The 21,971-nt window shown below is 62.3% G+C and carries 17 protein-coding genes and 1 tRNA gene; 3 read left to right on the forward strand and 15 right to left on the reverse strand.

Going from position 1 to position 21,971, the window contains the following annotated elements; genetic code table 11:
• Window positions 1-96 precede the first annotated feature (96 nt).
• The 6 genes from fusA to NG696_RS16620 form a co-directional block, all read right to left on the reverse strand.
• Window positions 97-2,211 carry an elongation factor G gene (gene fusA / locus NG696_RS16595; RefSeq protein WP_252569506.1) on the reverse strand — a complete coding sequence of 705 codons (2,115 nt, stop codon included), beginning with the start codon at window positions 2,209-2,211 and terminating at the stop codon, window positions 97-99.
• Window positions 2,212-2,280: 69 nt separating this feature from the next.
• Window positions 2,281-2,751 (reverse strand): 30S ribosomal protein S7, encoded by a 471-nt coding sequence (rpsG, locus tag NG696_RS16600; protein ID WP_011692813.1) that lies wholly within the window; start codon window positions 2,749-2,751, stop codon window positions 2,281-2,283.
• A gap of 1 nt (window position 2,752) precedes the next feature.
• Window positions 2,753-3,127: a 30S ribosomal protein S12 gene (gene rpsL / locus NG696_RS16605; RefSeq protein WP_011692814.1), complete on the reverse strand. Its 375-nt coding sequence runs from the start codon at window positions 3,125-3,127 to the stop codon at window positions 2,753-2,755.
• Between the two features lie 334 nt (window positions 3,128-3,461).
• Window positions 3,462-7,361 carry a DNA-directed RNA polymerase subunit beta' gene (locus tag NG696_RS16610; RefSeq protein WP_252576183.1) on the reverse strand — a complete coding sequence of 1,300 codons (3,900 nt, stop codon included), beginning with the start codon at window positions 7,359-7,361 and terminating at the stop codon, window positions 3,462-3,464.
• A 105-nt stretch (window positions 7,362-7,466) separates the two neighbouring features.
• Window positions 7,467-10,976, reverse strand: coding sequence for a DNA-directed RNA polymerase subunit beta (gene rpoB, locus NG696_RS16615; protein WP_252569511.1), 3,510 nt, complete (start codon window positions 10,974-10,976; stop codon window positions 7,467-7,469).
• Between the two features lie 296 nt (window positions 10,977-11,272).
• Complete coding sequence (locus NG696_RS16620) at window positions 11,273-11,743, reverse strand: hypothetical protein (RefSeq protein WP_252576184.1); 471 nt, start codon at window positions 11,741-11,743, stop codon at window positions 11,273-11,275.
• 221 nt (window positions 11,744-11,964) lie between these two features.
• Between NG696_RS16620 and NG696_RS16625 the strand changes: the two genes are divergently transcribed.
• Window positions 11,965-13,164 (forward strand): acetyl-CoA C-acetyltransferase, encoded by a 1,200-nt coding sequence (locus NG696_RS16625; RefSeq protein WP_252576185.1) that lies wholly within the window; start codon window positions 11,965-11,967, stop codon window positions 13,162-13,164.
• A gap of 16 nt (window positions 13,165-13,180) precedes the next feature.
• Window positions 13,181-13,678, forward strand: coding sequence for an aminoacyl-tRNA deacylase (locus tag NG696_RS16630; RefSeq protein ID WP_252569519.1), 498 nt, complete (start codon window positions 13,181-13,183; stop codon window positions 13,676-13,678).
• 134 nt (window positions 13,679-13,812) lie between these two features.
• Here NG696_RS16630 and rplL read toward each other — a convergent pair whose 3' ends face one another.
• The 9 genes from rplL to NG696_RS16675 form a co-directional block, all read right to left on the reverse strand.
• On the reverse strand, window positions 13,813-14,190 hold the full coding sequence (gene rplL / locus NG696_RS16635; RefSeq protein WP_056344416.1) for a 50S ribosomal protein L7/L12: 378 nt from the start codon (window positions 14,188-14,190) through the stop codon (window positions 13,813-13,815).
• Between the two features lie 80 nt (window positions 14,191-14,270).
• Entirely contained in the window at window positions 14,271-14,882 is a 612-nt protein-coding gene (rplJ, locus tag NG696_RS16640) for a 50S ribosomal protein L10 (RefSeq protein ID WP_252569521.1), read from the reverse strand.
• A gap of 296 nt (window positions 14,883-15,178) precedes the next feature.
• Window positions 15,179-16,297, reverse strand: coding sequence for a GNAT family N-acetyltransferase (locus tag NG696_RS16645; RefSeq protein ID WP_252576186.1), 1,119 nt, complete (start codon window positions 16,295-16,297; stop codon window positions 15,179-15,181).
• A gap of 8 nt (window positions 16,298-16,305) precedes the next feature.
• On the reverse strand, window positions 16,306-17,424 hold the full coding sequence (locus NG696_RS16650; RefSeq protein ID WP_252576187.1) for a GNAT family N-acetyltransferase: 1,119 nt from the start codon (window positions 17,422-17,424) through the stop codon (window positions 16,306-16,308).
• Between the two features lie 151 nt (window positions 17,425-17,575).
• Complete coding sequence (gene rplA, locus NG696_RS16655; RefSeq protein WP_111906643.1) at window positions 17,576-18,283, reverse strand: 50S ribosomal protein L1; 708 nt, start codon at window positions 18,281-18,283, stop codon at window positions 17,576-17,578.
• Between the two features lie 142 nt (window positions 18,284-18,425).
• Window positions 18,426-18,857 (reverse strand): 50S ribosomal protein L11, encoded by a 432-nt coding sequence (rplK, locus tag NG696_RS16660; protein WP_024365990.1) that lies wholly within the window; start codon window positions 18,855-18,857, stop codon window positions 18,426-18,428.
• 130 nt (window positions 18,858-18,987) lie between these two features.
• Window positions 18,988-19,854 carry a transcription termination/antitermination protein NusG gene (gene nusG / locus NG696_RS16665; protein ID WP_252576188.1) on the reverse strand — a complete coding sequence of 289 codons (867 nt, stop codon included), beginning with the start codon at window positions 19,852-19,854 and terminating at the stop codon, window positions 18,988-18,990.
• A 117-nt stretch (window positions 19,855-19,971) separates the two neighbouring features.
• Window positions 19,972-20,256 (reverse strand): preprotein translocase subunit SecE, encoded by a 285-nt coding sequence (gene secE, locus NG696_RS16670; protein ID WP_252569533.1) that lies wholly within the window; start codon window positions 20,254-20,256, stop codon window positions 19,972-19,974.
• A gap of 81 nt (window positions 20,257-20,337) precedes the next feature.
• Window positions 20,338-20,410, reverse strand: a tRNA-Trp gene (locus NG696_RS16675).
• Between the two features lie 275 nt (window positions 20,411-20,685).
• Here NG696_RS16675 and NG696_RS16680 point away from each other — a divergent pair.
• Complete coding sequence (locus NG696_RS16680) at window positions 20,686-21,903, forward strand: pyridoxal phosphate-dependent aminotransferase (RefSeq protein WP_252569536.1); 1,218 nt, start codon at window positions 20,686-20,688, stop codon at window positions 21,901-21,903.
• Window positions 21,904-21,971: the final 68 nt, after the last annotated feature.

Below are 21,971 nucleotides of genomic sequence, written 5' to 3' on the forward strand. Positions count from 1 at the left end.
CCGGGGCCCGGCTTGACCGGACCCGGCCACCTGCACCAGGTGAGCTTCCGTCAACCGGAAACGCACCCGAGTTTTTTGCTGCGAAAGTCGGAAAGACTACTCGCCGCGGTTCTTCTGGATGATCTCGTCGGCAAATGCCTTCGGGACCTCGGCGTAGCTGTGGAACGTCATGGAGTACACAGCGCGGCCCTGGGTCTTGGAACGCAGGTCACCGATGTAGCCGAACATGCCGGACAGCGGGACGTGCGCACGGATGACCTTGACACCCTGTGCATCTTCCATGGACTGCATCTGGCCACGGCGGGAGTTGAGGTCACCGATTACTTCACCCATGTATTCCTCAGGGGTGCGGACCTCTACATCCATCAGCGGTTCGAGCAGGATGGGGTTCGCCTTGCGTGCGGCTTCCTTGAAAGCCATACGGCCGGCGATCTTGAACGCCATTTCCGAAGAGTCAACATCGTGGTAAGCGCCGTCAATCAGCGTCGCCTTGATGCCAACAACCGGGTAACCGGCCAGGACGCCGTCATTCAGTGCATCCTGGATACCGGCGTCAACCGACGGGATATATTCGCGCGGAATACGGCCACCAGTGACCTTGTTCTCGAACTCGTACAGCTCGCCCTCGGAAGTGTCCAGCGGCCCAATGGCAATCTGGATCTTTGCGAACTGACCCGAACCACCGGTCTGCTTCTTGTGCGTGTAGTCGTGACGCGCAACAACATTCTTGATGGTTTCGCGGTAAGCGACCTGCGGCTTGCCGACGTTGGCCTCGACCTTGAATTCGCGGCGCATGCGGTCCACCAGGATATCCAGGTGGAGCTCGCCCATGCCGGCGATGATGGTCTGACCGGTGTCCTCGTTGAGGGAGACCTGGAAGGTCGGGTCCTCAGCGGAGAGCTTCTGGATAGCCAGTGAGAGCTTCTCCTGGTCACCCTTCGTGTTCGGTTCGATGGCAACCGAGATCACGGGCTCCGGGAAGCTCATGGACTCGAGGACGATCTGGTTGCTGGAGTCACACAGGGTGTCGCCCGTGGTGGTGTCCTTCAGCCCGATCGCTGCGTAGATGTGGCCGGCGGTAGCGCCCTCAACAGGCATTTCCTTGTTGGCGTGCATCTGGAACAGCTTGCCGATGCGCTCCTTCTTGCCCTTGGTGGAGTTGACCACCTGAGCACCCGCTTCGACGTGACCGGAGTACACGCGGATGAAGGTGAGCTGGCCGAAGAAGGGGTGCGCAGCAATCTTGAACGCCAGAGCCGAGAACGGCTCCTCGGAGGAAGGCGCGCGCGTGAGTTCCTTCTCTTCGTCGCGAGGATCGTGACCGATCATCGGCGGGACGTCGAGCGGGTTCGGCAGGTAGTCAACCACGGCGTCAAGCATCGGCTGAACGCCGCGGTTCTTGAACGCGGAGCCACAGAAGACCGGGTAGAGCTCAGAGTTGATCGTCATCTTGCGGATGCCGGCCTTGAGCTCCTCGACGGTGAGTTCTTCACCCTCGAGGTACTTCTCCATGAGCTCTTCGGTAGCGTCAGCCACCGTCTCAACGAGGGCAGCCCGGTATTCCTTGGCCTTCTCCAGCAGATCCGCGGGGATCTCCTGGACCTCGTACTTGGCACCCATGGTGACGTCACCCTTGGAGTCGCCCGGCCAGACCAGCGCGCGCATTTCCAGGATGTCGACAACGCCGGTGAAGTCGTTCTCGGCACCGATCGGCAGCTGCATAACAAGCGGCTTGGCACCGAGGCGGCTGATGATCGTGTCTACGGTGTAGTAAAAGTCAGCGCCGAGCTTGTCCATCTTGTTGACGAAGCAGATACGCGGAACGTTGTACTTGTCAGCCTGGCGCCAAACGGTCTCAGACTGGGGCTCGACACCTTCTTTACCATCGAACACGGCAACGGCGCCGTCGAGGACGCGCAGTGAGCGCTCAACCTCGACGGTGAAGTCAACGTGGCCGGGGGTGTCAATGATGTTGATCTGGTTGTTGTCCCAGAAGCAGGTCACGGCGGCAGACGTGATGGTGATGCCGCGTTCCTTCTCCTGTTCCATCCAGTCAGTCGTCGAAGCGCCGTCGTGCGTTTCGCCGATCTTGTGGTTCACACCTGTGTAGAACAGAATGCGCTCGGTGGTGGTGGTCTTGCCAGCATCGATGTGAGCCATGATGCCGATGTTGCGGACCTTACTAAGGTCTGTAAGCACGTCCTGTGCCACGGTGTCTCCCTTTCGGATGGACTACGCGTTCGCCGCCGGCTCAGTCGAGCCGGCGGCGTCCGGGAAGTATTACCAGCGGTAGTGTGCGAAGGCCTTGTTGGACTCGGCCATCTTGTGGGTGTCTTCGCGACGCTTCACAGCGGCACCGAGACCGTTGGAGGCATCCAGGATTTCGTTCTGGAGGCGCTCGGTCATGGTCTTTTCACGGCGGGCCTTGGAGTAGCCAACCAGCCAACGCAGGGCGAGGGCGGTGGAGCGGCCCGGCTTGACCTCAACCGGAACCTGGTACGTAGCGCCACCAACGCGGCGTGAGCGGACCTCGAGGGAAGGCTTGACGTTCTCCATGGCCTTCTTGAGGGCTGCTACGGGGTCGCCGCCGGACTTGGCGCGGGCGCCTTCGAGGGCACCGTAAACAATGCGCTCTGCGGTGGACTTCTTACCGTCAACCAGCACCTTGTTGATCAGCTGGGTAACCAGCGGGGAGCCGTAAACGGGATCTAGTACGAGCGGCCGCTTGGGGGCCGGACCCTTGCGAGGCATATTACTTCTTCTCCATCTTTGCGCCGTAACGGCTGCGTGCCTGCTTACGGTTCTTCACACCCTGGGTATCGAGGGCGCCACGGACGATCTTGTAGCGAACGCCGGGGAGGTCCTTCACGCGACCGCCGCGAACGAGCACAATGGAGTGCTCCTGCAGGTTGTGGCCTACACCGGGGATGTAAGCGGTAACTTCAACGCCACCGTTGAGGCGCACACGTGCAACCTTACGAAGAGCCGAGTTCGGCTTCTTGGGGGTGGTGGTGTAAACGCGGGTGCAAACACCGCGGCGCATCGGGCTGCCGTTAAGCGCGGGAGCCTTGGTCTTTTTGACCTTAGGCGTGCGGCCCTTGCGGACCAGCTGGTTAATCGTAGGCACTCTCGTGTTCTCCGTTGGTTTGATCTCTACCTTCACGCTCAGGCGCCAGCCTGAACACAATGGTTTTGGCGTTGCTCCTTGCAGCTGCGGCCTCTGGAAACTTGCGTAGGCGTGCAAAAGCGTGGCATTCGTTGCGCACCTTACCCGCAACCCGGAAACAAGCTCCACCCAGCATCATGAGAACAAAACCAAAATGATGCTGCGGCGGCCTTCATCCACTGCCACACAGAACAATTACACAAAGTTTAGCACGGCTGGACCCGGGCCCTGAATCGGGTGTAGACGAAAGGCCCCGCCTCCACAGAGTGGAAGCGGGGCCTTTCAATGCAATCGACTAGCGGAAATCGTTGCCGAGATCGTAGTCATCCAGCGGGATGGCGTGGAACTCAGGAGCTCCGTCGCCGCCCAGGGAGTCGTACGAGAAGTCACTGAATGCGCTGGGGCCGGTGAACAGGTTGGCCTTCGCTTCCTCAGTGGGCTCCACGGTGACCTCGGTGTAGCGCGGGAGACCCGTGCCGGCCGGGATCAGCTTACCGATGATGACGTTCTCCTTGAGGCCGAGCAGCGGGTCGCTCTTGCCTTCCATGGCCGCCTGCGTCAGGACGCGGGTGGTCTCCTGGAAGGAAGCTGCCGACAGCCAGGACTCGGTGGCCAGGGACGCCTTCGTGATGCCCATGAGCTCAGGACGTCCGGAAGCCGGAGTCTTGCCCTCGGACACAACGCGGCGGTTGGCCTCCTCGAAGCGGCTGCGCTCGGCGAGCTCGCCGGGGAGCAGGTCCGATTCGCCGGACTCGATGACCGTGACGCGGCGCAGCATCTGGCGAACGATAACCTCGACGTGCTTGTCGTGGATACCGATGCCCTGGCTGCGGTACACGCCCTGGACCTCGTCCACCAGGAACTTCTGCGCGGCACGGGGACCCATGATGCGCAGAACCTGCTTGGGATCCACCGGACCGTTGATGAGCTTCTGGCCTACTGTGACGTGCTCGCCATCCTCAATGAGGAGGCGTGAACGGCGCAGTACCGGGTAGGCGATCTCTTCAGAGCCGTCATCCGGAGTGATGACCAGGCGCATCTGGCGCTCGGACTCTTCGATGGCGATGCGGCCGGCTGCTTCAGCAATCGGTGCGACACCCTTCGGAGTACGGGCTTCGAAGAGCTCCTGGATACGGGGCAGACCCTGGGTGATGTCTTCTCCACCGGTAGCGGAAACAGCACCACCGGTGTGGAACGTACGCATGGTCAGCTGGGTACCGGGCTCACCGATGGACTGTGCGGCGATAATGCCGACAGCCTCGCCGATGTCCACGGTCTTGCCGGTTGCCAGCGAACGGCCGTAGCACAGGGCGCAGGTGCCGACGCTGGACTCACAGGTGAGTACAGAGCGGACCTTGACCTCGGTGATGCCGGCTGCGAACAGCTCAGCGATAACGACGTCGCCGCAGTCGGTGCCGCCGGCTGCAAGGACATTGCCCTTGGAGTCCACAACGTCAACAGCGAGCGTACGGGCGTAGGCGCTGTTCTCGACGTTCTCGTCCAGGACCAGCTCGCCGTTGGCGTCCGGCACGGCGATTGGCGTAACCAGGCCGCGCTCGGTGCCGCAGTCCTCTTCGCGGACGATGACGTCCTGCGACACGTCCACCAGACGACGGGTCAGGTAACCCGAGTTGGCGGTACGCAGCGCGGTGTCAGCCAGACCCTTACGGGCACCGTGCGTGGCGATGAAGTATTCCAGCACCGACAGGCCCTCGCGGTAGGAGGACTTGATGGGACGCGGGATGATTTCACCCTTAGGGTTGGCCACCAGGCCACGGATACCCGCGATCTGACGAACCTGCATCCAGTTACCACGTGCACCGGAGGACACCATACGGTTGATGGTGTTCATCGGCGACAGGTTGTCACGCATCACCTGGGCGATCTCGTTCGTTGCCTTGTTCCAGATCTCGATCAGTTCCTGGCGACGCTCGTCGTCGTCGATCAGGCCCTTGTCGTACTGGCCCTGGATCTTGGCAGCCATGATTTCGTAACCGGCCAGGATCTTCGGCTTGTCCTTGGGTACCTCGATGTCCGAGATAGCGACGGTAACGCCCGAGCGGGTGGCCCAGTAGAAACCGGCATCCTTCAGGTTGTCCAGCGTTGCCGCCGTGACCACCTTCGGGTAGCGCTCGGCGAGATCGTTGACGATCGTGGACAGTTCGCCCTTGTCCGCAACGTTCTCAACCCACGGGTAATCCGCTGGCAGCGTCTGGTTGAAGATGACCTGGCCAAGGGAGGTCTGGACGAGCACGGTCTGACCCGGCTCGTAGCCTTCCGGAGCTTCCCAGCCCGCGTACGGAACGAAGCCTTCGAGACGGATCCTGACCTGCGAGTTCAAGTGCAGCTCGCGGAGGTCGTAGGCCATGATGGCTTCGGCAACCGAGGAGAAGACGCGGCCTTCGCCAGCTGAACCGACACGCTTGGTGGTCAGGTGGTAGAGACCGATGATCATATCCTGCGAAGGCAGGGTGACCGGACGGCCGTCGGACGGCTTCAGGATGTTGTTCGAGGACAGCATCAGGATGCGTGCCTCAGCCTGGGCCTCGGGGCTCAGCGGCAGGTGGACTGCCATCTGGTCGCCGTCGAAGTCAGCGTTGAAGGCGCCACAAACCAGCGGGTGGAGCTGGATTGCCTTACCTTCCACAAGCTGCGGTTCGAACGCCTGGATGCCAAGGCGGTGCAGGGTGGGTGCACGGTTGAGCAGCACCGGGTGTTCGGTGATGATCTCTTCCAGCACGTCCCAGACCTGCGGACGGTAACGCTCAACCATGCGCTTGGCCGACTTGATGTTCTGTGCGTGGTTGAGGTCAACCAGGCGCTTCATCACGAACGGCTTGAAGAGCTCCAGTGCCATCTGCTTGGGCAGACCACACTGGTGCAGCTTCAGCTGCGGGCCGACGACGATGACCGAACGGCCGGAGTAGTCAACGCGCTTGCCGAGGAGGTTCTGGCGGAAACGGCCCTGCTTGCCCTTGAGCATGTCGCTCAGGGACTTCAGCGGACGGTTGCCAGGACCGGTGACCGGACGGCCGCGACGGCCGTTGTCGAAGAGGCTGTCAACAGCTTCCTGAAGCATGCGCTTCTCGTTGTTGACGATGATCTCCGGGGCACCGAGGTCAAGCAGGCGCTTGAGGCGGTTGTTGCGGTTGATCACACGACGGTAGAGGTCGTTGAGGTCGGAGGTCGCGAAGCGGCCACCGTCCAGCTGGACCATCGGGCGCAGTTCCGGCGGGATCACCGGGACGGCGTCCAGCACCATGCCGAGCGGGCTGTTGTTGGTGGTCAGGAACGCGTTGACCACCTTCAGGCGCTTCAGGGCGCGGGTCTTGCGCTGGCCCTTGCCGTTGGCGATGATGTCGCGCAGCAGGTCAGACTCGGCCTGCATGTCGAAGTTCTCAAGACGCTTCTTGATCGCTTCGGCACCCATGGAGCCTTCGAAGTACATGCCGTAGCGGTCGCGCAGCTCGCGGTAGAGGCCTTCGTCGCCTTCGAGGTCTGCGACCTTCAGGTTCTTGAAACGGTCCCAGACCTGCTCGAGGCGTTCGATCTCGGCGTCGGCACGCTTACGCACGTTGGCCATCTGACGGTCCGCGGAGTCGCGGGCCTTCTTCTTGTCGGCAGCCTTGGCACCTTCACCTTCGAGGCGCGCGATCTCGTTTTCGAGGTCACGGGCGATCGTGGCGATGTCGGAGTCGCGGTTGTCGATCAGCTGCTTCTTCTCGATGTCGTGCTCAACCTGAAGGTTGGGCAGTTCCTCGTGGCGGCTGTCGGCGTCGACGCTGGTGATCATGTAGGCAGCGAAGTAGATGACCTTTTCGAGGTCCTTCGGTGCCAGGTCAAGGAGGTAGCCCAGGCGGGACGGAACACCCTTGAAGTACCAGATGTGCGTGACCGGGGCGGCCAGCTCGATGTGGCCCATGCGCTCACGGCGGACCTTCGCACGGGTGACTTCAACGCCACACCGCTCGCAGATGATGCCCTTGAAGCGCACGCGCTTGTACTTACCGCAGTAGCATTCCCAGTCGCGGGAAGGGCCGAAGATCTTCTCGCAGAAGAGGCCGTCCTTCTCGGGCTTGAGCGTGCGGTAGTTGATGGTTTCCGGCTTCTTAACCTCGCCGTAAGACCAGCCACGGATGTCATCCGCGGTGGCGAGGCCGATCTGCATGAGGCCGAAGGAGGATTCGCTGGACATATGGTCCCTGTTCTCTCTTGTTCTCTAAATTCTGAAGTCTTGGTTACGGGAAGAGGGAGGTGATGTCCGACGGCGGGTGGTCACCCGCCGTCGGACATCAACCTGCTAAACCTCTTCTACGGAACTGGGCTCTGCACGAGACAGATCGATGCCCAGTTCTTCCGCAGCCGTGAAGACTGCGTCATCAGAGTCACGCATTTCAATTGTGGTTCCGTCCGTGGAGAGTACTTCCACGTTCAGGCACAGCGACTGCATTTCCTTGATCAAGACCTTGAAGGACTCAGGAACGCCCGGCTCGGGGATGTTCTCGCCCTTGACGATTGCTTCGTAGACCTTGACACGACCGTGGATATCATCCGACTTGATGGTGAGGAGTTCCTGGAGCGTGTACGCGGCGCCATAAGCTTCGAGCGCCCACACTTCCATCTCACCGAAGCGCTGGCCACCGAACTGTGCCTTACCACCCAGCGGCTGCTGCGTGATCATGGAGTACGGGCCAGTGGAACGGGCGTGAATCTTGTCGTCCACCAGGTGGTGGAGCTTCAGGATGTACATGTAGCCGACCGAGATCGGATCCGGGAACGGCTCGCCGGAGCGGCCGTCGAAGAGGCGGGTCTTGCCTGAGGAGTTGATCAGGCGGTCGCCGTCGCGGGTGAGGTTGGTGGAGTCGAGCAGGCCCGTGATTTCCTCTTCACGGGCGCCATCGAACACCGGCGTTGCAACAGTGGTCTGGCCACTCTCGCGCGGCAGGTTCGGCAGCTGCTTCATCCACTCGGGCTCGCCTTCGATCTTCCAACCGGTCTTGGCAACCCAGCCGAGGTGCGTTTCCAGCACCTGGCCGACGTTCATACGGCCCGGAACACCCAGCGGGTTCAGGACAATATCAACGGGGGTACCGTCGGCAAGGAAGGGCATGTCCTCGATCGGGAGGATCTTGGAGATAACGCCCTTGTTGCCGTGACGGCCGGCGAGCTTGTCGCCGTCGGTGATCTTGCGCTTGGCGGCCACGTAGACGCGCACCAACTGGTTCACGCCCGGGGGCAGCTCGTCGTCGTTGTCGCGGTCGAAGACGCGGACGCCGATGACGGTGCCGGACTCGCCGTGCGGAACCTTCAGGGAGGTGTCGCGCACTTCGCGGGACTTCTCACCGAAGATGGCGCGCAGCAGGCGCTCTTCCGGGGTCAGTTCGGTTTCACCCTTCGGGGTGACCTTTCCGACCAGGATGTCGCCGGCTTCAACCTCGGCACCGATGTGGATGATGCCGCGCTCGTCCAGGCCTGCCAGGACTTCCTCGGACACGTTGGGGATGTCACGGGTGATTTCCTCGGCACCAAGCTTGGTGTCGCGGGCATCGATCTCGTGCTCCTCGATGTGGATGGAGGAAAGAACGTCCTCGGCAACAATGCGCTGCGAGAGGATGATGGCGTCCTCGAAGTTGTGGCCTTCCCATGACATGAATGCCACGAGCAGGTTCTTACCAAGGGCGAGTTCGCCCTGGTCCGTTGCCGGACCGTCGGCGATGATGCCGCCGACCTCGAGGCGCTGGCCTTCGTTCACCAGGACACGGTTGTTGTAGCAGTTGCCCTGGTTGGAGCGTGCGAACTTGTTGATGCGGTAGTTGGTTTCCGTACCGTCGTCGTTGAGCATGATGACGAGCTCAGCGGAGACCTCGGTAACCACACCGGCCTTCTTCGCAATGGTGACATCACCGGCGTCGACGGCTGCGGCGCGCTCCATGCCGGTACCCACGAACGGGGCCTCGGAACGGACCAGCGGCACGGCCTGGCGCTGCATGTTGGCACCCATGAGTGCGCGGTTAGCATCGTCATGCTCGAGGAACGGGATCAGGGCCGTAGCCACGGACACCATCTGGCGCGGGGAAACGTCCATGAACTCGACCTCGCCGGCGGGAACGAGCACAGGCTCGCCTCCACCACCACGGGCGCGGACCAGGACGGTCTCTTCGGCGAACTTCTTGTTCTCATCCAGCGGAGCGTTGGCCTGTGCGATCAGGACCTCTGCCTCGTCGTCGGCCGTGAGGTACTGGACCTCATCGGAGACAACGCCTTCAGCGACGAGACGGTAAGGAGTCTCGATGAAGCCGAACGGGTTGATGCGGCCGTAGGATGCCAGCGAACCGATCAGGCCAATGTTCGGGCCTTCAGGGGTTTCGATGGGGCACATACGTCCGTAGTGGGACGGGTGAACGTCTCGAACTTCCATGCCTGCGCGGTCACGGGACAGACCACCCGGGCCAAGCGCGGACAGACGGCGCTTGTGGGTCAGACCCGACAGCGGGTTGTTCTGGTCCATGAACTGTGACAGCTGGGAAGTTCCGAAGAACTCCTTGATGGCTGCAACGACAGGGCGGATGTTGATCAGTGTCTGCGGCGTGATGGCCTCGACGTCCTGGGTGGTCATCCGCTCGCGGACAACGCGCTCCATGCGGGACAGGCCGGTGCGGACCTGGTTCTCGATGAGCTCGCCGACGGCGCGGATACGACGGTTGCCGAAGTGGTCGATGTCATCGATCTCAACGCGCAGCTCGTGGTCCTGGCCGTCGCGCTTGCCCGTGAGGGTCTTCTCGCCGGCGTGCAGGGCAACCAGGAACTTGATCATGGCCACGATGTCTTCAACGTGCAGGACCGAAGCTTCCTTGTCGCCAAGGGAGCGGTCGATGCCAAGCTTGCGGTTGATCTTGTAACGGCCAACCTTGGCCAGATCGTAGCGCTTGGAGTTGAAGTACAGGTTGTCCAGGAGGGACTGGGCAGCCTCGACTGTGGGCGGCTCGCCCGGTCGCAGCTTCCGGTAGATGTCCAGCAACGCGTCTTCGCGGGTCTCGGTGGCGTCCTTCTCCAGCGTTGCACGCATGGAGTCGTACTGGCCGAACTCTTCGAGGATCTGGCCTTCGGTCCAGCCGAGGGCCTTCAGCAGAACGGTGACGGACTGCTTGCGCTTGCGGTCGAGGCGAACGCCGACCTGGTCGCGCTTGTCGATCTCGAGTTCAAACCATGCACCGCGGGACGGGATGATCTTGGCAGTGAAGATGTCCTTGTCACTGGTCTTGTCGGCGGTGCGCTCAAAGTAGGCGCCCGGTGAACGGACCAGCTGGGAGACGACCACACGCTCGGTGCCGTTGACGACGAAGGTGCCCTTCTCCGTCATGAGGGGGAAGTCGCCCATGAACACGGTCTGCTGCTTGATTTCGCCCGTGTTGTTGTTCATGAACTCGGCCTTGACGTACAGCGGTGCCGAGTACGTTGCGTCCCGGTCCTTGCACTCGGCCATGGTGTACTTCGGGTCAGCGAACTCCGGATCGGAGAAGCTCAGGGACATGGTGCCCTGGAAGTCCTCGATCGGGGAGATCTCTTCAAAGATGTCCGACAGTCCGGACGAGGTGGCGACGCTGAGATCGTTTTCTTCGACGGCCTTCGCTACGCGCGCCTGCCAGCGTTCGTTTCCGACCAGCCAGTCGAAGCTGTCCGTCTGCAGGGCAAGGAGATTCGGAACGTCCAGCGGTTCGTGAATCTTTGCGAATGAGAGCCGGCGAGTGGCACCATCAGTGCTGTCGGCGGTGTTAGCGGTTTCGTTATTAGAGGTGCTCGAGGCGACCAAGAGGGATCCTTCCACAGACCTTCAGGCGTTTTCAGATCTCCCCCGCTGTGCACCCTGCGGAATGACTCCGCAGTGCTACCATCCGGTTCCGCTATATGACCCGGGCCGGGGCTTTCCATACAATGACGTTGTTGACGGCACGTTGATGGTCAGCTGCCAGGCAAAGCCCACCGCTATATGAAGGCTGAAGGTAAACAGGGAAGACGCAAATATCTACGATACGGCAAAACCAATTACGTGTCTACCCCACAACCGGACTTATTGCAAGCACTGTTTTTTTAATACCGGAAGCGGCATCAGAGCCGGAGCGTAACGTCCTCAGCCGTGCAGGCCTGGGCGTTTGCGAAGACAGCATCACGCACACCATCCTTGGAACCCTGCTCGGGATCACCGCCGCTTTTCGCGGCCGTGGAGTGGTCAAGCGCGAGGACGCTGAGCGAGGTAAACAGTCCCACCAGGTTCCCCGACACCGTATCCTTGGCGTCCTGCGCGGCAAAGTAGATGTCCTCGTAGGCGTTGGAATCGTCCTGGATGGCCTTGTAGTCGGCGTAGAGCGAGTTGAACGTCTCGCAGGCTCCCTTAACACCGCCGGCCTGGGGCGCTGCTGAAGGACTGGAAGAGCGCGACGGCGACGCGGTGGAAGGTGCGGACGTGGACGCAGTCGGGGCTGCTGTGGATGAAGTGCTGTCCGGCGCAGGAGTGGCAACGCTGCAGGCGGTGAGTCCGGCGAGGCTGGCCATGGCTGCCGCGGCGAGGATTTTCTTCAAGATGCTGCTCCCTGTTTTGCGTTGCTCTGTTGCTTTCGTCTTCGCCGTCCACCCTACGCACCACCGCGACCACGCGCACATCCGGCGGATGGGTAGTTCTCCCCTAGTGGCCACGGCCCGCACGAATGGAATCATCGGCGCCCCTGCGGCGTTTGGATAAATAGGTGACATGCCTCACGGTAGCCTTGGAAGTACATCGATTCAGAGCGGAAGAGATCACAATGGGCAACTCCAACGACAACACTGACGTGGTCATCCTGGCCGGTGCGCGCACCCCGCAGGGCCGGCTCAACGGGCAACTGGCGAGCTTCACCGCCGTCGAACTCGGAGCGCACGCGATCAGATCCGCGATTGCCGCGAGCGGCGTGGAGGCCGGCCAAGTGGACGCCGTCATCATGGGCCAGGTACTGCAGGCCGGCGCCGGGCAGAACCCCGCACGCCAGAGCGCTATCGGAGCGGGAATCGGCTGGAACGTTCCCACGGTCACCATCAACAAGGTGTGCCTGTCCGGGCTGACCGCGGTGATCGACGCCGCCAGGATGATCCGCAGCGGCGACGCCACGGTGGTGGTGGCCGGCGGTCAGGAATCCATGACCCGTGCGCCCCACCTACTGCCGGGTTCCCGCCAGGGCTGGACCTATGGCGCCATCCAGGCTCTGGATGTCGCGGCGCACGACGGCCTCACGGATGCGTTCGACGGCCAGTCCATGGGCCTTTCTACCGAAACCAAGAACCTGACCCTGGGCATTGACCGGACCTCGCAGGACAACGTGGCCGCCCACTCGCACCAGCGTGCGGCGCTGGCGGCGAAGAACGGCGTCTTCGACGACGAGATCGCACCCATCAGCGTCAAGCAGCGCAAGGGCGATCCCATCGTTGTCTCCGCCGATGAAGGCGTACGGCCCAACACGTCCATCGAGTCCCTGGCCGGGCTGCGGGCGGCCTTTGTCAGCGACGGAACCATCACCGCAGGCAATTCTTCTCCCCTGTCCGACGGCGCCTCCGCACTGGTGCTGGCATCGCGCCGTTTCGCGGAGGAGAACGGCCTGGAATACCTGGCTGTGGTGGGGAAGCCCGGACAGGTTGCGGGTCCGGACAATTCCCTGCATTCGCAGCCTTCCCACGCGATCATGAACGCACTGCAGCGGGCGGAATGGAGCACCGCGGACCTGGACTTCATCGAAATTAACGAAGCCTTCGGTTCGGTCGCGGTGCAGTCGCTGAAGGACCTGGACTACCCTCTGGAGAAGTGCAACATCCACGGCGGCGCCATTGCCTTGGGCCACCCGATCGGGGCGTCCGGTGCGCGGTTGGCGCTCCACGCGGCCCATGAACTTAAACGGCGTGGCCGCGGTAAGGCCGCGGTTTCGCTGTGCGGCGGCGGCGGTCAGGGCGAAGCCTTGCTGCTGTACCGCGACTGATGGCGGGCACGAACTGATGGTGGGGCAGGCCGACAACGGGAGCGCCGCCGTCGGACGTCAGCGCTTCCTCGCTGACGCCGCCGCGCGCGGACTGGACGTGCAACTTGTGGAGCGGCTGGCCGCGCGGAGCCTCGAGGAGGCGGCCGGGATCCTGGGCATCACGCCAGCGGACATCGTGAAGTCCCTGGTGGTCAAGCACAAGGACGGAACGTTCCTGTTCGCGCTGATTCCGGGTGACCGGCAGATCTCCTGGCCAAAACTGCGGACCCTGGTGGGCGTCAACAAACTCTCGTTGCCGCCCGCGGACGTGGCGCTTGGTGCGACCGGCTACGAACGCGGGACCATCACCCCGCTCGGCAGCACCACCGCCTGGCCGGTATACGCGGACGCCACCATTGCCGGCCGCCGGATCTCCATGGGCGCCGGCGAACACGGCTACAGCGCATTTGTGGACGCCGATGCGCTCACCGCAGCACTGGGCGCCGTCGTCGCCGATATCTCCGAGCCGAATTAGGCACCACACGCAAGTAGGTCGCACTAACTGTCGTTATGAGCGCTCATAACGACAGTTAGCGCGACCTACTTTGGTTAAATGCAGGAAAACCCCGCCCACCGAAGTGGACGGGGTTTTCCGTGAAGCGGCGTGAGTTACTTGAGGGTAACGGTTGCGCCGGCAGCCTGGAGCTGCTCGACTGCCTTTTCGGCAGCTTCCTTGGTGACGCCTTCGAGGACAGCCTTGGGGGCGCTGTCAACAACGTCCTTAGCTTCCTTCAGACCCAGGGAAGTGATTGCGCGAACTTCCTTGATCACTGCGATCTTCTTTTCGCCAGCTGATTCGAGGATAACGTCGAATTCGGTCTGCTCTTCAGCTTCTTCAGCTGCGCCGCCACCGGCGGGGCCAGCAACAGCAACTGCAGCTGCAGTAACTTCGAAGGTCTCTTCGAAGAGCTTGACGAACTCGGAGAGCTCGATGATGGTCAGTTCCTTGAAAGCTTCAATGAGCTCTTCGTTGGTGAGCTTCGCCATGGTGTGGCGTCCTTCCTATAGGTGGTGCTTGGCGGCCTGGGCCATTGCCTTCACACCGGAGTCTGGTGGGTGAAGAGAAACTAGTTCTCTTCGGCAGCGGGTGCCTCGGCGGGTGCCTCAACACCAGCTTCTGCAACTGCTTCGGGGGCTTCGTCTGCGGCAGGAGCTTCTTCAGCGGCGGGAGCCCCGGCAGCTGCCGGTGCACCGTTCGCTTCCTCAAGCTTGAGGCGCAGTGCGTCAATCGTGCGTGCAGCGGCGGCAGCAGGAGCCTTGAGGATGCCTGCAACCTTGGCGAGCTGCAGCTCGCGGGACTCGAGCGCTGCCAGTGCAGAAACTTCGCTGGCGTTCAGTGCCTTGCCCTCGAAGTAACCGGTCTTGATGACCAGCTGCTTGTTGGCCTTGGCAAAATCCGTCAGGCTCTTGGCAGCTGCAACTGCGTCACCCTTGATGAACGCGATTGCAGTGGGGCCGGCAAGCTGGCCGTCGAATGCTTCGACACCGGCTTCCTTGGCTGCAATGGCGGTCAGGGTGTTCTTGACGACCGAGAACTTGGTGTCCTGGCCGAGAGAAACACGCAGCTGCTTGAGCTGTGCAACGGTGAGCCCACGGTATTCGGTCAGGACAGCGGCGTTCGATTCCTTGAAATCGTTAGCGATCTCAGCTACTGCTGAAACCTTTGTAGGCGTTGCCATAACCCTCCTTCCGGGGATAGTGCCGGTATGCGACGGTCCCCGCTCAGATGAGCTAAAACGAAAAAACGCCCCGCGCAGATGCACGGGGCTTGGCTCAACACGGCTTTCGCTGTGGAGCGTTGCTTCGTTCACCTGCGCCGGCCGCCCTATGTTCAGGGTCCTTCGTCCAGAAATACACTTGGCCTCCCGCACACAACTACAGAGTTGAGCTGCCTTCAGGAGAGTGGATTTCCAACAACCGACGGTCTTTGGTCCTTCAAGCTTACGGGACGGGCCGCCGGACCACCAAATCGGCCTCAGCTCTTACTGGTACCCAGGTACGGGAGCTCTTTCTGCCAGATGCCGGTCACGCCGGCGGTGGTGAAGCCGAGCTGCTGGTTGACCGTCAGCAGGTACCTGTTCTCGGGCGCGTTCCAGGTGTAGATCACCCGGGCATCGGGGAACTGTTCAGTGAGCCGCTCCATGTTGGCTACCTTGATCAGCAGTCCCAGCTTGTTCCCGCGGTGCTCCTGTAGGACCAGGGTGTCGTCCTGGAACACCACATCGGGCCGGTGGGCCAGGACGCTGATGGTGGTCAGGCCCACCAGGGCCCCGGTGGCCAGATGCTCGACGGCGGTGACCACCGTCCGCCTCCCCTGCGCGACGGTGACCTCTTCCGCCTCGCGGAGGATGCCGCCGTCGAACACCATGTCCTGCTCAACGGGAGTCTCAAGGGAAGGGTCGACGTCGGCGCCCGCCTGGTTCTCGAGCACGGCCACGGCTTCCAGCCACTCATCCGGGCAGCGGTCCGTCCAGTGATGGAGCCGGTACCGCCCGTTATTGGCTTCATCGGCCTCGAGCTGGAGATCGGCCACGAGTTTGGTGTCCAGCGGCAGTGCACAGGAGCTGAACTGCTCGATGTGCTGAAGTGTGTAGCCGGTCCGGCGCGCGAATTCGACTTCCCGGCTGTCCAACGGCACAAAGCCCTGGCCTGAACCCGGCACCAGCTGGGCCGTCTCGAACTCGTGCAGGGACGCGCCGGGATGGTTGGTGTCAACGAGGATCAGCGTGCGGCCCTCGCTGCGTGCCAGGTGTTCAGCCGCGAGGAGCAGCTTGCGGCCAACTCCCTGGCGCTGGAATTCCGGCAGGATGTCCAGGGTGAACTCCGCCATGTCCAGGTTGTCGGTCAGCGGCAAGGCAATGTCAACCGTACCGATGATCTGCTCCCCGGCCTTGGCTACCAGGATGACCTGGCGCTCATAGGGATCGGCCAGCTCCAGGAGTTTCTCCAGCGGCGTGTATGCGAGATCGTCGCTGCCCCAGGTCTGCATCCGGACTTTGCGGCCCACCTCTATGGCAGCCAGGAAATCCACTGCGTCAGGTGCGTCCAGGGTGTCCGGGATCCACAGCTGCTCTATCCGTACGTCTTCTGCCATAAGGTGCGTCATCCCAGCCGTTTCTGCCATTCGCCCTCATAACCAGCAGGTTTGAATCCAAGCAAATTATTTATCGCCAGCATATGCCGGTTTTCCACGGCGTTCCATGTAAGCACCGACCGCGCCGCGGGCCATCGATGCTGGGCGGCGCGGAGGTTCGTGGCCTTGATCAGCAATCCCAGCCTCTTGCCGCGGTGCCCGGAAGAGACCAGGGTGTCCTGCTGGGTAATGCTCGCAGGAATGCCCGGCCGCCAGTTCAGGACCGTGTAGGCCACGAGCTTGCCCGTAGGCCTGAGCAGCGCCGCTGCGACCTGGCACTGCACGCCGCTGCGACTGTTCGCCTGCTCCTCCTGCCGGACCCTGGCAGGGTCCCAGTCCTCGGCTTCCCAGTCCAGGCCGGCAATAGGGACATCCGTGCTCATGCGGTTCTTGAGGACTGCGTATTCAGCCACGAGTTCGTCAGGACACGTATCAGACCAGCCCACCAGGGCGTAGCCGGTTGCCCGCGAAGACGTCTCCGTCTCCAGTGCGTCGAGCTGGTTCGCCGGGACCGGCAGCGTGAGCCGGCTGGACCTCTCCACCTGCTCGAGTTCGTAGCCGGCACCGGCTGCAAAGGCCACGTCAGGGTCATCTGCGGGGAGCCCGCCCGAGCCCGATTTGGCGGGGATCAGCCGGACCGCATTCTCCACCGTCCCGGCGGGCAGCTCACAGTAGGCATCCAGGGAAGTGCGGCCGCTGTCCGCGGCCACAGCCTCGGCGTGCTCCAGCAGCCGGCGGCCCCAACCCCGCCGCCGGAAGGCTGCCGACACGTCCACCATGATCCCTGCCGTGGACGTGTTTTCACGCAGGGGCAGGGTTACGGAGCAGGTTCCCACGGTGTGCTGGCCCAGCCGTGCAATGAAGAGCCGGCGTTCCTCATACTCATTGCCGCGCCAGTATTCCAGGCTCTCCATGGCCGTGGGGCAGCGGTCCAGGTCGCCCCATTTCTCCAGCTCGTGCTTCTCGCGCAAGGCGTGGCACTCGTGGAAGTCCATCACGCCGCCGGTGCCGCCGGCACTGTGGTCTGTCCCGGCATCGAGCGCTGAAGGAATGGCGACTGCGGTGATCATCAGCTGCTGACCGGTCATTCCCCATCTTAGCCATCCGTACGGTTTGGTCGAGGGCGGGACGGGGGCCGTTTGGCCCAGGGCTATTGGGGTTAAACCAAAGGACCGCCCGGCGCAGTGCCGGACGGTCCCAAGATGTGCCGGGATAACCCGGCCGAAGTGCTGTTGAGGACTAGACCTCGGTCAGAACCTTCGTGACGTTGGGGTCGACGGCGATGCCGGGACCGAACGTGGTGGCCACGGTGGCCTTCTGGATGTAGCGGCCCTTGGAAGCGGACGGCTTCAAACGAAGCACCTCTTCCAGTGCTGCTGCGTAGTTCTCGGCCAGCTTGATGGCGTCGAAGGAGACCTTGCCGATGATGAAGTGCAGGTTCGAGTGCTTGTCGACGCGGAAGTCGATCTTGCCACCCTTGATGTCGTTGACAGCCTTGGCCACGTCTGCGGTCACGGTGCCGGTCTTCGGGTTCGGCATCAGGTTACGGGGACCCAGGACCTTACCAAGACGGCCAACCTTGCCCATGAGGTCAGGGGTGGCAACGGCGGCATCGAAGTCGGTCCAGCCGGCTGCGATCTTTTCGATCAGGTCATCGGAACCAACGAAGTCGGCGCCGGCAGCGATTGCTGCCTCAGCCTTGTCGCCCGTTGCGAAGACCAGGACGCGGGAGACCTTACCGGTGCCGTGGGGCAGGATAACGGTGCCGCGGACCATCTGGTCAGCCTTGCGAGGGTCAACGCCCAGGCGGAAGGCAACCTCAACGGTGGCGTCGAACTTGGACGGGTTGGTGTCCTTGGCGAGCGTTACTGCCTCGAACGGCGCGTAGAAGTTCTCCGCGTCGATCTTGGCGGCTGCTGCCTCATATGCTTTGCTGCGCTTTGCCATGCTGCTTATTTCTCCTTGTGCAGTTGTGGTCTGCGGACCGCGCTGGGCCCTGCCACAGCCGAGGATCCTGCAAGGATCCTGCGGCATTACGGTTTGTGCCGGTTGTCCGGCAGTGGTGCCGGTTTCCCGACGGTGAAGGCTATTAGCCTTCTACGGTGATACCCATGGAGCGGGCGGTACCGGCGATGATCTTCGCTGCGCCTTCGAGGCTGGTGGCGTTGAGATCTTCCATCTTGGTGGTGGCGATCTCGTTGACCTGGGCCTGAGTCAGCTTGGCAACCTTGACGGTGTGCGGGGTGGGTGAACCCTTGGCAACGCCTGCAGCCTTCTTGATGAGCTCTGCAGCCGGCGGGGTCTTGGTGATGAACGTGAAGGAACGGTCTTCGTAGACCGTGATTTCCACGGGGATAACGTTTCCGCGCTGGGCTTCTGTGGCAGCGTTGTACGCCTTGCAGAATTCCATGATGTTGACACCGTGCTGGCCAAGCGCAGGACCGATCGGCGGGGCCGGGTTAGCGGCGCCTGCCTGGATCTGCAGCTTGATGAGGCCGGTGACCTTCTTCTTGGGAGCCAATGTAAGGTCCTTCTCTCAATATCTTCCTGGGACACAGGAGCGTGCCTCAGGTTGTTGGCCGCCGTGGCGAGGCGACCGGCCGTTCCGGGGCTGCTAAGCGGGCAGTCCGGAACGAATTCTGTGCGGGTAACTAGATCTTGCTGACCTGGTTGAATGCCAGCGTGACCGGGGTTTCGCGTTCGAAGATCGACACGAGCACCACGAGGGTCTGGGATTCCACCTTGATCTCGGAGATCGTGGCGGGGAGGGTCTCGAACGGACCTTCCTTGACGATGACCGACTCGCCGACCTCGAAGTCGACGTCGATCTGGGCGGCAGCGTGCTTGACGGGCTTGCCCTTTTCGGCCTGCTCTTCTTCGAAGACCGGCGCGAGCATGGAGAAGACTTCGTCGAGGCGCAGCGGCACCGGGTTGTGGGCGTTGCCCACGAAGCCGGTAACACCGGGAGTGTGGCGGACGGCGCCCCAGGAGGCATCCGTCAGGTCCATGCGGACCAGGACGTAGCCGGGGATCCGGACGCGGTTGATGACCTTTCGCTGAGCGTTCTTGATCTCAACGACCTCTTCCATGGGCACCTGGATTTCGAAGATGTAGTCTTCCATGTCCAGGGTCTGGATGCGGGTCTCAAGGTTGGCCTTGACGCGGTTTTCGTAGCCGGCGTAGGAGTGGATGACGTACCAGTCACCCTCCTGGCGGCGCAGCTTGGCTTTGAATTCGTCGGCGGGGTCAACCTCGGCCTTGGCGGCCGCGGCTGCCAAGGCGTCTGCATCAGCGTCGTCGCCCGCTGAGTCGCCCTCAGCAGGTTCGCCTTCTACGGCGTCACCCTCTGAATCGGCATCCTCTGAATCGTCTGAATCGTCGGCGGGGTCAACCTCGGCGGAATCGGGCGCAGCGGACTCAACCTCGGACTCTTCACCGGCTTCAGCCGTGGGGGCCGCCGTGTTGTCCGTGGACTCTTCCAGCTCAGTCTCGGTTACCTCGAGCTCCTGCTCAGACACTTGGTCTCCTGCTTCCTCATTGCCTAACATGCCTATTTAAATGGCTCAATTCCGCACACCGCGTGGATTCTTCCGGTTTACCCGGACAAGGCCACACGGCCTGCGGACGATTTTGCCTTAGCGGTCCCCGGGAGCGATCCCGCCGAAGACCCAGCTGACCGCGGTTCCAAAACCGATGTCCAGCACGCTGACGATGACCATCATGATGGCCACGAACACCAGCACCACGAGCGTGTAATTGATCAGTTCCTTGCGGGTTGGTGCAACAACCTTCTTCAGTTCGCCGATGACCTGGCGCATGAAGAGTGCAATACGAGCGAAGAAGTTTGCCTTGGCGTCCTTCTTAGCTGGGCGGCCCTTGGAGCTGCTGGCAGCTGTTTCGGTCACCTGGTCCTCGCTCATCTTTGCAATGTTGGATTACCCGGTCCTGATCAGAACCATGGTTGCTGCGCTTGCTCCGGTATTCCGCCGGAACAGCTTGCGCAGGGCAGACAGGACTCGAACCTGCAACCTGCGGTTTTGGAGACCGCTGCGCTACCAATTGCGCCACTACCCTATGGATCGAAAACAGCACCATAACAAACTTCCGCAGTTTTCACTGGGGCGCACGTCATCATCCGTGTTTTCAACACCGGAGAACCAGTCTACGCAACAACTTCGTCTACGTCGAACCGGCCTCATTCCGGACCGTCCAATCCGCCCTGGTGGCTGAGTTGACCTGCAGTCACATCCACGCCGGCAGCCCGAACGATCCGCTGAACAGCATAGAGTAGATCACGTCGAATTCCACCATTCAGCCCTCCCGGCTGCAAGCGAAGAACGGACCCCGCCATGTCTGCCGCCCGCGTTTCCAAGCGCATTTCCGCAATTGCCGAATCCGCAACCCTGGCTGTTGATGCCAAGGCCAAGGCGCTGAAGGCAGCTGGCCGGCCGGTTATTGGCTTCGGGGCAGGGGAACCGGACTTCCCCACCCCGGACTACATCGTCAAGGCATCCATCGAGGCCGCCAGCCAGCCCAAGTACCACCGCTACTCCCCCGCCGCCGGCCTGCCGGAGCTCAAAAAGGCCATCGCTCAGAAGACTCTCCGCGACTCCGGCTATGCCGTGGATCCGTCCCAGGTCCTGGTGACGAACGGCGGCAAGCAGGCCGTGTACAACACCTTCGCCACGCTGGTGGATCCGGGCGACGAAGTGATTGTTCCCACGCCGTTCTGGACCACCTACCCGGAGGCCATCAGGCTCGCCGGCGGTGTCCCCGTTGAGGTGTTCGCCGGACCTGAGCAGGACTACCTGGTCACGGTTGAGCAGCTTGAGGCCGCTGTGACGGACAAGAGCAAGATCCTGCTGTTTGTCTCGCCGTCCAACCCCACCGGCGCCGTGTACAGCCCGGAGCAGGTGGCCGAGATCGGCAAGTGGGCCGCCGCCAAGGGGCTCTGGGTGGTCACCGACGAGATCTACGAGCACCTGACGTACGACGGCGTCCCGTTCACCTCCATCGCCACGGCAGCCCCTGAACTGGGCGACAAAGTGGTCATACTTAACGGTGTCGCCAAGACATATGCGATGACCGGCTGGCGTGTGGGCTGGATGATCGGCCCGGCCGACGTCATCAAGGCGGCCACCAACCTGCAGTCACACGCCACCTCCAACGTTTCGAACATCATGCAGATTGCAGCCCTCGCCGCCGTCTCCGGACCGTTGACCGCCGTCGACGAGATGAAGGTGGCGTTTGACCGCCGCCGCAAGGCGATCGTTGCCGGCCTGAACGCGATCGACGGTGTTGAATGCCCGACGCCGAAGGGTGCGTTCTACGTCTACGCGGACGTCCGTGCGCTGCTGGGGAAGGAATTCCCGACGGCGGCAGGCACCGCAACGCCGTCGACCTCCGCCGAACTGGCGGCGTTGATCCTGGATGAGGTTGAGGTGGCAGTGGTGCCGGGTGAGGCGTTCGGCCCCTCAGGCTACCTGCGGCTCTCCTACGCCCTGGGCGACGAGGACCTGGCCACCGGCGTCGCCCGCCTCCAGGGCTTCCTGGGCCAGGCCAAGTAGGCACGCTCTCTCACTTCCTGCAAGAAAAAACCAAACGCTCTATCACTTTCTTTAGGAGAGTGATAGAG

It is taken from the genome of Pseudarthrobacter cellobiosi, assembly GCF_023913755.1.
In the GTDB taxonomy this organism is placed as follows: domain Bacteria; phylum Actinomycetota; class Actinomycetes; order Actinomycetales; family Micrococcaceae; genus Arthrobacter; species Arthrobacter cellobiosi.